The organism is Streptomyces sp. NPDC054863 (genome assembly GCF_053610825.1).
This window is the reverse complement of the sequence record NZ_JBSGZD010000068.1, coordinates 19,593-31,129: the sequence shown is the minus strand read 5'-3', so window position 1 is coordinate 31,129 and position 11,537 is coordinate 19,593. Positions and strand designations below refer to the sequence as shown.

The 11,537-nt window shown below is 74.1% G+C and carries 6 protein-coding genes; all 6 read left to right on the top strand.

Features of this window, described 5'->3' with window-relative positions; all coding sequences use genetic code 11:
• A partial coding sequence (locus ACWGIG_RS15505) for a non-ribosomal peptide synthetase (RefSeq protein WP_453322102.1) occupies positions 1-1,787 on the top strand: 1,787 nt, incomplete at its 5' end.
• Positions 1,784-6,616: an amino acid adenylation domain-containing protein gene (locus ACWGIG_RS15500; RefSeq protein ID WP_453322101.1), complete on the top strand. Its 4,833-nt coding sequence runs from the start codon at positions 1,784-1,786 to the stop codon at positions 6,614-6,616. The genes ACWGIG_RS15505 and ACWGIG_RS15500, both read left to right, overlap by 4 nt.
• Before the next feature lie 40 nt (positions 6,617-6,656).
• Positions 6,657-7,586, top strand: coding sequence for a GHMP family kinase ATP-binding protein (locus tag ACWGIG_RS15495; protein ID WP_453322100.1), 930 nt, complete (start codon positions 6,657-6,659; stop codon positions 7,584-7,586).
• An 11-nt stretch (positions 7,587-7,597) separates the two neighbouring features.
• Positions 7,598-8,818 (top strand): pyridoxal-phosphate dependent enzyme, encoded by a 1,221-nt coding sequence (locus tag ACWGIG_RS15490; RefSeq protein ID WP_453322099.1) that lies wholly within the window; start codon positions 7,598-7,600, stop codon positions 8,816-8,818.
• Complete coding sequence (locus ACWGIG_RS15485) at positions 8,815-10,053, top strand: ATP-grasp domain-containing protein (RefSeq protein ID WP_453322098.1); 1,239 nt, start codon at positions 8,815-8,817, stop codon at positions 10,051-10,053. Before ACWGIG_RS15490 ends, ACWGIG_RS15485 begins: the two co-directional genes overlap by 4 nt.
• Positions 10,050-11,537, top strand: coding sequence for an argininosuccinate lyase (locus ACWGIG_RS15480; protein ID WP_453322097.1), 1,488 nt, complete (start codon positions 10,050-10,052; stop codon positions 11,535-11,537). Before ACWGIG_RS15485 ends, ACWGIG_RS15480 begins: the two co-directional genes overlap by 4 nt.

Sequence of the window (11,537 nt, the reverse complement as noted above, 5' to 3'; positions counted from 1 at the left end):
GCACCACACTCACCTACGCGCAACTGGAGGCGGCGGCCAACGCGACCGCCCACCAACTGATCGCGCACGGCGTCGAACCGGACGTACCGGTGGGCCTGCTGATCGACCGGTCGGTCCCGATGGTCGTCGGGCTGCTCGGCATTCTCAAGGCGGGCGGGGCCTACCTGCCCATCGAGCCCTCCACCCCCGCCTCCCGGATCACCACCCTCCTCACCGACGCCCGCGCCGGTGTCTGCCTGACCGCCCCCGAACACGCCGACCTCGTCACCGGGGCGGGCGCCCTGCCCCTCACGGTCGACCCGCTGGCGCAGGCGGATCCCCCCACGGTGCGCGTCCACCCCGACCACCTCTGCGCGGTGTACTACACCTCCGGCTCCACCGGCCGGCCCAAGGGCGTGGCCTGCACCCACGGCGGCTGGGTCAACCGCATGGCCTGGATGCAGCGCCGGCACCACCTGCGAGCGGGCGAGACGGTCCTGCACAAGACGACCCTGCCCTTCGACGACGCGGCCGTGGAAATCCTCTGGCCGCTCATGACCGGCGGCACCGTCGCGCTGCTGCCGCCCGGCCTGCACCGCGACCCGCGGGCCCTCGTCGACGCCGCGATCCACCACCGTGCCGTCCACGTGCAGTTCGTACCCAGCGTCCTGGACCTGTTCCTGGAAGAACTGACCGCCGACGACATCACCGCCCTGCGCCGCAACCTGCGCTCCGTCCTGTCCAGCGGCGAGGCCCTGCGTCCCGCTCTGGTACGCCGGTTCCGCGAGGCGTTCGGCGACGCGGTCAGCCTGGACAACACCTGGGGCGCCACCGAGGTGTCCATCGACTCCACCTTCCACACCTGCGGCCCCCACGACACCGAGGGCACCGGCGCGGTCAGCCTCGGCCGGCCCATGGACAACAACGAGGTCCTGGTCCTGGACCACCGCCTCGCCCCCCTGCCGCCCGGCGTCCCCGGCGAGCTGTGCATCGCCGGAACCGGACTGGCCCGCGGCTACCTGGGCGACACCGCGAAGACCGCCGCCGCCTTCGTACCGCACCCCTACCGGCCGGGCGAACGCCTCTACCGCACCGGCGACCGCGGCCGGATGCGCCCCGACGGCACCTTCGCGTACCTGGAGCGCATGGACCGGCAGGTGAAGGTGCGCGGCGTGCGCGTCGAGCTGGGGGAGATCGAGGCCGTGCTCCGCGAGCACCCCGCCGTGACCGACGCCGCGGTCGTCACCCGCGGCGGCCCCTGCGGCGACCTGCGGCTGGCCGCCTACGTCGCGCTCCTTGACGAAACGGCCACCGCCCGTGACGTACGCGCACACCTGTCCTCCCGGCTGGCCGGATACGCGGTGCCCGCGACCGTCACCGTCCTGCCCGCCCTGCCCCGCTCGGCCAGCGGCAAGCTCAGCCCCGCGAACCTGCCCGAACCCGACCCGGGCGACCACCAGGAGAGCGAACACCTCGCCCCGCGCGACGGGACCGAGCAGGCCGTCGCCGACATCTGGGCCGACGTGCTGGGCCTGCCCCGCATCGGCGTCCTGGACGACTTCTTCTCCTTCGGCGGCCACTCCCTGCTCGCCACCCGTGCCGTCAACCGGATGCGGCGGTCGTTCGGCATCCACCTGCCGCTCAGCGCGATCTTCGAACACCCGACCGTGGCGGCCACGGCGGCACACCTGCACGACCTGATCCTCGCCGAGATCGAAACCCTGTCCGACGACGAGGTGCAGCACCTCCTCGCGGACACCGCCCACGCCACCAGTCCCGCGGACAGCGAACGAGGTACGACACGATGAAGGCTCCCCTGCTCTACGAGGCGTTCCTCGACCACGCCGCGCGCACCCCCGACGCGCCGGCCCTCCTGTGGTCCGGCGGCGTCCTGACCTACTCCGCCCTGGAACGCCGCTCGGCCGCGCTGGCCCACCGGCTGACCGCCGCGGGCGTCGGCCGGGAGACGGCGCCCACCCGGACGGGGTCCACGCTGACGGTTCCCGCCCAGGCGGGGTCCACGCAGACGGGCTCCGTGCAGCCCCGGCCCATGAAGAACCTGGTCGGCATCAGTGTCGGCCGCGGCCCCGACCTGGCCGTCGCCGTGCTCGCCGTCATGCGGGCGGGCGGGGCGTGGGTCCCGCTCGACCCGTCCTACCCGCAGGACCGGCTGGAGTACATGCTCCGCGACTCCGGCGCCACCCTCGTGATCGCCGACGAAGACTCGGCCCGACGCCTGCCGGACGGCGTCCGCATCCTCGCCCCCGAAACCCCGACCGCTTCCGGATCCTCCGGGCCGTCCGGGACCTTCGGGACCGGGAGTACGGACACCCAGGCCGCCCCCGGAACGGTCCGCGAACCCTGCCTGCCCGCGCCCGGCCCCACCGATCTGGCCTACGTCATCTACACCTCCGGTTCCACCGGCCGCCCCAAGGGCGTCCTCGTCGAACACGGCTCCGTCGCCGCCACCGTGTACGGCATGCGCACCGAATGGGGCGTCACCGCCGACGACCGCGTCCTGCAGTTCGCCCCGTCCAGCTTCGACGCCTCGGTCTGCGAGACGGGCATCGCACTCACCGCCGGCGCCGCCCTGGTCCTGGCCGACCCCGACAGCATCGTGCCCGGCCCCGGCCTGCTGGAGCTGATGGCCCGCTTCGAGGTGAGCGTCGCCGTCCTGCCCCCCTCCGTCGTCGCCGCCCTGCCCGACGCCGAACTCCCCGCCCTGCGCACCCTGGCCTGCGCGGGGGAGGCCCTGCCCGCCGAGGTCGCGGCCCGCTGGGGACGGGGCCGCCGCATGATCAACGCCTACGGCCCCACCGAGACCTCCATCTGCGCCACCACAGGGGACGTGACCGGACCCGGATCACCCGACATCGGGCGGCCCCTGCCCGGCGTACGGATCGACCTCCTGGACGAGGACGGGCTGCCCGTCGCCCCCGGCGACATCGGCGAACTCGTCGTCTCCGGCGCCGGCGTGACGCGCGGCTACCACGGCCGGCCCGCCCTGACCGCCGAGAAGTTCGTCCCCACCGACGGAGGCCGCGCCTACCGCACCGGCGACCTGGCCCGCCTGCTGCCCGACGGCCGCTACGCCTACGCGGGCCGCGCCGACCACCAGGTCAAGATCCGCGGCTTCCGGGTCGAACCCGGCGAGGTGGCGGAAGCACTGCGCGCGCACCCCGCCGTCACCGACGCCGTCGTCGTGCCACGGGCAGACGTCCTGGTCGGCTACGCCTCCACCCCCGACACGGCGGTGGTCCCCGAAGACCTGCGCACCTGGTGCGCGCGCACCCTGCCCGCCCACATGGTCCCCTCCACCGTGGTCGTCCTGCCCGCCCTGCCCCTCACCCCCAGCGGCAAGGTGGACCGGGAAGCGCTGCCCGTGCCCCACCAGACCCGCGCGGGGCACGGCGAGGCGCCGGCCACCCCGAGCGAGCAGGCCGTCGCCGCCCTGATGACCGAACTCCTCGGCGGCACCGAGGCCGGGGCCACCGACAACTTCTTCCAACTCGGCGGCCACTCCCTGCTGGTGGGGCGCCTCGCGGCCCGCATCCGCACCGACCTCGGCGTCGAGATCCAGCTCTCCGAACTCTTCCGCAGGACCACGCCCCGCCAGATCGCCGCGCTCGTCGACGCCACCGCGGCGGCCGGCGGCGAGGCCGGCACCGCCGCCGAGGCCGCAGGGGAGGACGACGGCACTGCCCCGGTGCCGCCCCCGCTGCGGCACGCCGACCGCACCCGGCCCCTGCCGCTGTCCTTCCCCCAGGAACGCATCTGGTTCCTCGAACAGCTCTCGCCCCGCAACCCCGCCTACCGCGTACAGGCCTCCCTGCGCCTGCGCGGCCAGTTGGACCTGCCCGCCCTGCGCGCCGCCCTCACCGAACTTCTCCGCCGCCACGAGATCTTCCGCACCGCGTTCCGCGAGGTCGACGGCGTCCCCGCACAGTGCCCCGTCGAGATGGACGCCCTCGACATCGACGTACCCCTGGTGGACCTCAGTGCACTGCCCGAGGCCGAACGGGAGGACGCCTGGCGGGAGTTGGTCGCACGGGAGAAGGCCCGCCCCTTCGAACTCGACACGCCGCCGCTGGTGCGCTGGGTCGTGGTACGGGACGCTCCCGACGCCCACCGGCTGCTGCACCTGGAGCACCATCTGGTGCACGACGGCTGGTCGTTCGCCGTATTCGTCGACGAACTCACGCGCCTGTACGCCGTGTTCGCCGACGGCGCCCCCGCGCTGCCCGAACCGCAGTTCCAGTTCGCGGACCTCGCGGCCTGGCAGCGGTCCTGGCTCACCGGCCCCGTCGCGAAGCGCTACACGGACCACTGGACCGGAGTGCTCTCCGGCGCCCCCGCGGCACTCGAACTGCCCACCGACCACCCCCGCCCGCCCGAGTTCACCTTCCGCGGCGACATGGTGAAGCTCAACCTCGACCCCGACGAGTACGCCCTGCTGCGCACCCGGGCCAAGGAAGCCGGCGTCACCCTCTACTCGCTCATGCTGACCGGGTTCACCGCCCTGCTCTCGCGCTACACGGCCCAGGACGACTTCGTCGTCGGAGTGGGCGTGGCCAACCGCAGGCTGACCGAGGCCGAGCGGCTGATCGGAATGATCGTCAACACGGTGCCGCTGCGCGTCCGGCTCGACGACGACCCCTCCTTCCGCCGGCTGCTGGAGCAGGTCCACGCCACCGCCGTCGAGGGATACGCCTGGCAGGACGTACCGCTGCAGCAGCTCGTCAAGGCGGCTGCCCCGGTCCGCGACCTGTCGCGCAACCCGCTGTTCTCCGCCCTGTTCAGCTTCCACGACTCCGCCGTCCCCGACCTCGACTTCGCCGGTCTCACGGGCGAGGTGAACGTCGAGCACAACGGCTCGTCGAAGGCCGACCTGAACATCGTCGTCATCCCGCGCGCCGAGCAGCGGGCGGGCATGCGTCCCAGCAGCGAGGACGACACCCTGACCATCCTGTGGGAGTACGCGGCCGACCTCTTCGACGCGGACACCATGCGCCGCATGGTGCAGGCCTACCGCACCCTGCTGCGGGCCGCGCTCCAGGCGCCCGACGTGCCGGTCTCCCGGCTTCCGCTCACCGAGAAGGACCCCGCCCCGGAGGTGGAGGCACGGCCCGAAGGACCCGGCGTCGTGGAACGGGTGGAAGGCCACATCACCGGGCGCCCCACCGCCGTGGCCCTGAGCACGGCGGCGGGAGAGGTCACCTACCGCGACCTCGGCACCCGGGCGGACACGATCGCGGGCCTCCTGGTCCGGGCCGGGGCCGGTCCCGGCCGACCGGTCGCGGTGCGGCTGCCGTCGGGCACCGACCTGGTCGCCGCACTCCTGGCCGCAGCCCGCACGGGTGCACCTGCGCGCGTCCTCGCCCCCGGGGCCGCCCCGGCCGAAGGCGACGTACTCCTCACCGAGGACCTCCTCATCGAGGTCCTCCACACGGCCGGACGCGAGGCGCCTCCGAGGCGCGACGCGCTGCTTGAGGACGGCGGGCTGTTTGAGCGCGACGCGCTGCTTGAGGACGGCGCGTTGCTTGAGGATGGCGTGCTGCTTGAGGATGGCGTGCAGGGCCACGAGACGCCGCCGGGACACGGGGCTCCGGGGCCGGCGGGGTACGAGCCGCCGCAGGGGCACGAGGCCGCAGGCCTCCCGGGGCCGTCCCACGGCCGGCGTCCCGCCGACGGCGACATCCTCGCCCTGACGGACCGGGCACCGATCACGCACGGCGCCCTCGGCACCGCCCTCGGCGCCCTCGACGCGCTCGGCCTCACCGCCGCCCGCGTCCCCCAACTCGGCCTCCCGGGCGGCCACTTCCTCCTTCTGGAGGTCTGGACCACCCTGGCCCGCGGCGGCACCCTCGTCCTGCCGCCGACCGCGCCGGACTCGCCCGCCGCCCTGGCCGCCCTTCTCGCCGCACGACAGGAGCCCTTCTCCACGGTCCTGCTGCCCGACACGACCGCCAACACCCTGCTGGCCCACCACCGTCCGGCCGTCGCCCACGGCGCCGAAGCCCTCCTCGTCCTCGGCCCCGACACCGACCCGGCCGCCCTGCGCGAACCGGCCGGCGCCTGCCGCCTCGCCCTCGGGTCCGGCACACCGGACCTGCCCCTGGCGCTGTGCCGCCTCCACCGGCACGCACCGGAACACAGCGAGGCCGTCGTCCCCGTCGGCACCCCCGCACCCGGCGTCACCGCCACCGTCCTGGACGGCCGCGGCGAACCCCTCCCGGCCGGCGTCCCCGGCGAACTGCACCTCGCCCGGACCGGCTCACGCCCCCTGAGCCCCACCGGACAACGGGCCCGATGGAACGCCGGGGGCGGCTTCGAGATCCTCGGAACGGCCGGCACCTGGCCGACCGTCTCGGGCTTCCGGGTCGCCCCGTACGAGACCCGGGCCCGGCTGACCGCCCACGGCCGGATCGCCGAGGCGGCCGTGCACACCGTCGACGGCGCACTCCACGCCTACCTCGTGCCACGCACCGGCGCCACCGTCCCCGACGAAGGCGAACTCGTCGACTTCCTCGCCGAGTCACTGCCCGACTACCAGATTCCCGCCCACTTCGTCACGGTCGGCGAACTGCCCCCGGCCGCGGACCGGTACCCCGTTCCCGGACCGGTCGCCCCCGCGTGACCGCCCACCACCTCCCCATCCCCTCCATCCCGAGGAAGCCATGCTCCACGACACGTACACAGCACGTTCCGGGACGGCGGTCCGCATACGGGGATCGCACTACAGCGGCGGACACCACGGAGAGATCCTCCAGGGCGTCTTCGAGTCCGGCGGACGCCTGCGCCGCGCCCTGATCACCCTGCCCTGCCCCCTCTACGGCTCACAGGCCTTCTTCGAGCCGTCCGACACCGCCACCGGGGTCACCGTCACCGAACCGTGGCGCACCAAGGCCGGCCGCGCCGCCGAACTGACGCTGCGCACCCTGGGCACCCCCCACACCGGCGGCACGCTCCGGCTGACCAGCAACATCCCGCCCGGCCGCGGCCTCGGCTCCTCCACCGCCGACGTCGTCGCCGCCATCGGGGCCGTCTACGACGCCGCCGGGCACCACCCCGACCCGGCCCAGTACGCCACCCTGGCCGTCGCCGCCGAGACCGCCTCAGACGCGCTCATGTACACGCACCGGGCCGTGCTGTTCGCCCACCGCGAGGGCGAGGTCGTCGAGGACATGGGCGGTGCGCTCATGCCGCTGGCCGTCGTCGGCTTCGGCACCAGCCGGGACGGTACGGGAACCGACACGCTCGCCCTGCCGCCCGCCCGCTACACCGTCTGGGAGGTCGAGGCGTTCCGCCCCCTGCTGGGCATGGCCCGCCGCGCGATCCGCACCGGCGACGTCGCACTGCTCGGCAGGGTCGCGACAGCCAGCGCCCGCCTCAACCAGCGCCACCTCCCCGTACCCCGACTCCCCGAACTCCTGCGTGTGGCCGACGAGTTGGGCGCTGCAGGCCTCCAAGTCGCCCACAGCGGCGACGTGGCCGGCCTGATCTTCGACCCCGGCCTGCCCGACCTCGCCACCCGCACCGACCATGCCCGTGCGCGCCTCGAAGCGCTCGGGATGCACGACACCTGGTACTTCACCACCACAGGATGAGAGCACCGACCATGTCATCGCCCACCCTGCCCGCACCCAGCGCATCGATCGTCGAGGCAACCGTCCTGCCCCGGCTCATCCGCATCGGCCCCAATCTGTGCGTCGCCGCGTTCACCCTGATGAAACTGCTCCCGGCCCGCTTCATGCTCGACCGCGCCGAACAGCGCGGCGAACTCGCCCCGGGCACCACGGTCCTGGAGACGTCCTCGGGCACCTTCGCGCTCGGCCTGGCGATGGTGTGCCGCCTGCGCGGCTACCCCCTCGTCATCGTCGGCGACCCCGCCATCGACGCCGCCCTGCACCGCCGACTGACCGACCTGGGCGCCCGCGTCGAGATCTGCACACGGCCCAGCCCGCAAGGAGGCTTCCAACGCGCCCGCCTCGACCGGCTGGAGGAACTGCGGGCCGAGTACCCGGACCACTACATCCCCGGCCAGTACCACAACCCCGACAACCCCCACGCCTACGCCAGCGTCGCCCAGCAGATCGCCGAGGCCGTCGGCCCCGTCGGCTGCCTCGTCGGCCCCGTCGGCTCCGGCGGGTCGACCGGAGGCACCGCCAGCTTCCTGCGACTGGTCGAACCCGGGATGAGGCTCATCGGCGTGGACACCTCGCCCAGCGCCATCTTCGGCCAGCCGGACGGACCCCGCACGGTCCGCGGCCTGGGCAACAGCCTCGTACCGTCCAACGTCTCCCACGACGCCTACGACGAGGTCCACTGGGCCGGCCCCGCCGAGGTCTTCCGCGCCACCCGGGAACTCCACGCCCTCCACGCCCTCTACATGGGACCCACCAGCGGTGCCTCGTTCCTGGCCGCCCGCTGGTACGCCGAACGGCACCCCGACGAGCAGGTCGTGGCCCTGCTCCCCGACGAAGGGCACCGCTACCAGGACTCGGTGTACCGGGACGAATGGCTGGCCGAACAGGGCATCCTGGACACCCCGGCGGCCACCGCACCGCGCACGGTCACCGACCCCCGCGACGCCATCGGCGGCTGGGCCCGCATGGACTGGCACCGCCGCACCCTCGACGACGCCTTGCGCGACATCGACGCCTTGCACGATGCCGACGCCTTGCGGGATGCCGATGACCTGTGCGGCACGGACGTCCTGGGCGAGACCGAAGCCCTGCGCGACGCCGACGCCTTCCGCGGTACCGATGTCCTGCGCGACATCGACACCCTGCGCGACGCCGGCGTCCGACCCGCCACCACCCCCACGGAGAGCCGATGACCGAGCCGACGCTGGTCCTGGTCGAGTCCAACACCTCAGGAACCGGCCGCCTGTTCGCCCGCCGCGCCCGCGAACTGGGCACCCGGCCGGTCCTGCTGGCCGAGGACCCCGGCCGCTACGACTACGCCCGCGCCGACGACGTCACCGTGGTCCGTGCCGACACCTCCGGCGTCGCGGGGGTACTCGAAGCGGTCGCCGCGCTCGGCATCGGCACGCCGGCCGGCCTGACCACCAGCTCCGACTACTTCGTGCCCGTCGCCGCAGAGGCGGCTGCCGCGCTCGGTCTGCCAGGCCCGGACCCGCGGGCCGTGACGCTCTGCCGCCACAAGGGCAGCCAGCACACGGCACTCGCCGCGGCGGGCGTCCCCGTCGCCGGTCACGCCCGGGTGACCAGCACCGACGCCGCCCTCGACGCCGCCGACCGGATCGGCCTGCCGGTCGTCCTCAAGCCCGCCGACGGCTCGGGCAGCACCGGCGTCCGCCTGTGCCGCAGCCGAGAGGAGATCACCACCCACGCCGCCCGCCTGCTGGCCCGTACCCACAACGAACGCGGCATCGCTACCGCCCCCGGGTTCCTCGTCGAGAGTTACGTCGACGGACCCGAGTTCTCGGTCGAGGTGTTCGAGCACACCGCCGTCACCGTCGTCGGCAAGCACCTCGGCGCCGCCCCCCACTTCGTGGAGACCGGCCACGACGTGCCCGCGCCCGTGGCAGCCGCCACGGCAGAGGCCCTCGCCGACACCGCCGTCGCGGCGGTCAAAGCACTCGGACTCGGCTTCGGGGCGGCCCACGTCGAACTGCGGCTGACTTCCCGCGGCCCCGTGCTGATCGAGGTCAACCCGCGTCTCGGCGGCGGCATGATCCCCGAACTGATCCGCTCCGCCCTCTCCGTCGACCTGGTCCACGCCCAGGTGGCCGCCGCACTCGGCCGCCCGGCCGACCTCGAACCCCGTACCGCGCACCATGCCGCACTGCGCTTCCTGGTCGTGGAGGAGCCCGCGACCCTCGACGAGTTCGCCACCGTCCCTGCCGCGCTGCCGCTCCACGTCACCGCCATGACGCTCACCGGCCGCGGTGGAGTCCCGCTCGCCCCGCAGCACGACCACCGCGACCGCGTCGGTCACGCCATCGCCACCGCGGCCGGCGCCCCAGAGGCGTCCCGTGCGGCCGACGGCGCACTGACGCTGCTCCGTACCGCACTGCGCCCCCGGCCCACCGAGGAGAGCCAGGTATGACCACTACCCCCACCACCACCACCGGACGGCTGACCTCCGCCGTGGCCCCCGCAGCCGCGGAAATCCTCTTCGAGAAGCACCTGCGCGCCCCCGCGGACCCGGTCGCCGCCGAACTGCGGCCCACCAGCGACGTCGACCGCGCCCACGTCGTGATGCTCGCCGAACAGGGCATCGTCGGGCGCGAGACCGCCGCCCGACTGCTGACGGGCATCGACGCCCTGCGCGCCGCCGACTTCGCCCCGCTGCGCCGACGGCCCGCCCCGCGAGGCCGCTACCTCGCCTACGAGGGACACCTCGTGGAGGTCCTGGGCGAGGAGACCGGGGGAGTACTGCACAGCGGGCGCTCCCGCAACGACCTCAACGCCACCGTCCTCAGGCTCCAGTTGAGGCGCCCCTACGACCGCCTCCTCACCGAGACCGACGCCTTCGGCCGTGCCCTCGTCGACCGGGGACGGCGCTGGCACACCACCGTCATGCCCGCCTACACCCACCACCAGCCGGCCGTCCCCACCACCTACGGCCACTACCTCGCCGGGGTCGCCGCCGCTCTCGTACGAGACCTGGACCAGCTCGAACACGCCGGGCGCGAGCTCGACGAGAACCCCCTGGGCGCCGGTGCGACCGGCGGGACCACCCTGCCCATCGACCCGGCTCGCACCACCGAACTGCTCGGATTCACCGTCCCCCTGGGCAACTCCCTGCACGCCGTCGCGTCCCGGGACTTCGTCCTGCGGCTGCTGTGCGCCTCCACCGTCCTCGGCGTGCTCCTCACCCGGACCGCGCACGACCTCCAGTCCTGGACCAGCACCGAGAACGCCCTGCTGCGACTGCCCGACGCCCTGGTCGGCAGCAGCTCGATGATGCCCCAGAAGCGCAACGCCTTCCTGCTGGAGAACATCCAGGGCAAGGCGGCCGGCGCACTCGGAGCACTCACCTCGGCGACCGCCGCGATGTCGACGGCCCGCTTCACCAACGCCATCGCCGTGGGCACCGAGGCGGTCGGCCACCTGTGGTCCGCCATGGAGACCACGACCGAGGCCGTGGTCCTGCTGCGGCTGATGGTCGAGGGCGCGGAACCCGACGCCGCGCTCATGAACCGACGCGCCGCGGACGGCCACACTGCCGCCACCGCCCTCGCCGAGCGCCTCGTCGCCGCCGGAGTTCCCTTCCGTACGGCCCACCACCAGGTCGGGGACATCAGCAGAGTGGCCCAAGCCACCGGCCGCTGCTTCGAGGGCGTCGCCGCCGACCGGCTCGGCGACCGCTCCGGCACCCTCCTGGCCCACCTCGATCCGGCCTCGGTCGTCGAGGCCGCCCGAGCGGGCGGCGGCCCCGCCCCGGCCTCCGTGCTCGCCTCCCTCGACGGCAGCGCCGCCACCCTCGGCGAGCTGAGCGCCCTCGCCACCGCACGACGGGAACGCTGGGCAGCCGCGGAACAGACGCTCACCGAAGCCGTATCGGCCCTGACCCACCCACCTGCCTGA